The sequence below is a fragment of the Rhodococcus zopfii NBRC 100606 = JCM 9919 genome (genome assembly GCF_001895025.1).
GTDB classification, from domain to species: Bacteria; Actinomycetota; Actinomycetes; order Mycobacteriales; family Mycobacteriaceae; genus Rhodococcus; species Rhodococcus zopfii.
This window is the reverse complement of the sequence record NZ_BCXI01000121.1, coordinates 1-1,213: the sequence shown is the minus strand read 5'-3', so window position 1 is coordinate 1,213 and position 1,213 is coordinate 1. Positions and strand designations below refer to the sequence as shown.

Below are 1,213 nucleotides of genomic sequence, written 5' to 3'. Positions count from 1 at the left end.
GCTAGTGGTTCGTCATGGATTGTTGACCGGGTAACCCCAGGGTCGAGGTGAGGTTCGCGGCAGACTGTCTCCGAGTCGATACAAGGAGGTGGTCGTGGCACGTCAACCCAGCGTGTTCGTCCGAACGTTGACCATGGAGGAAGGACGACGGCTACAGAAGATCAGCCGCACCGCCAAGGACCCGATCAAGCTACGACGAGCCATCGTGGTGCTGATGTCCGCGCAAGGTCAAAGCGTCAAGGACATCACCTCGTTGATGCAGGTCAGCGACGATTACGTCCGTGATGTGATCCACGCGTTCAACGAGCAGGGATTCGAGGCGTTGCACCCAAAATGGAACGGGGGACGGCCGAAGACGATCGATGAGCAGACCCGTGAGCGGATCTGCTTGATCGCCCGGACGTCCCCCTCCGATTGGAAGATCACCGCGTTCTCCACCTGGAGCCTGGCCAAACTTGCCGAGCACCTGATCGCGAAGAAGATCGTGCCGGCCATCAGCCGCGAGACACTGCGCCGCATCCTGCGCGAGGGCAAGGTCACCTGGCAGTCCACCACGACGTGGAAGGCCTCGACCGACCCGGATTTCCTGGTCAAGATGCACACGATCCTCGCCCTCTACGACAACCCGCCGGCCGACGGCCGGGTTGTCTGTGTCGACGAATTCGGTCCACTGAACCTGCAGCCACGGAAAGGGAAATCGTGGCGGCCGGCCACCCGTCCTGCACGGTTGCGGGCGACGTATCACCGCTACGACGGGGTGATGCACATGCTCGCCGCACTCGATTTGTCGAGCGGCAGAATGCATTACCGCATCCGTCCCCGGAAAAGGGCTGGTGAGTTCCTGGGGTTTCTCAAGGTGTTGCGGGCCAGGTGGCCCGGGGAGAAGTTGTATGTGGTGCTCGACAACTTCTCCCCGCACCGGCACCTGACCGTCCGCCGGTGGGCTGAGGACAATGATGTCGAGTTGGTGTTTCTGCCGACCTACGGGTCGTGGCTGAACTGGATCGAATCCGAGTTCGCCGCCTTGCGGTACTTCGCGCTCAACGGCACCGATCATCGCAGCCACACCGAGCAGAACGCTGCGATCGCGGCGTATATGCGGTGGCGCAATGCCCGTGCCGAACCGAAAACCCGATTCGCTCCCGACTCACCGATCCGGTCGTGGACCGAGTACCCGCATTACCCGGCCAAGGTTGCGTGACGAGGCACTAGC

At 62.0% G+C, this 1,213-nt stretch carries 1 protein-coding gene; it reads left to right on the top strand.

The window, feature by feature from the left end; genetic code table 11:
- Positions 1–94: 94 nt before the first annotated feature.
- On the top strand, positions 95–1,201 hold the full coding sequence (locus RZ1_RS29390) for an IS630 family transposase (protein WP_238072548.1): 1,107 nt from the start codon (positions 95–97) through the stop codon (positions 1,199–1,201).
- Positions 1,202–1,213 lie beyond the last annotated feature (12 nt).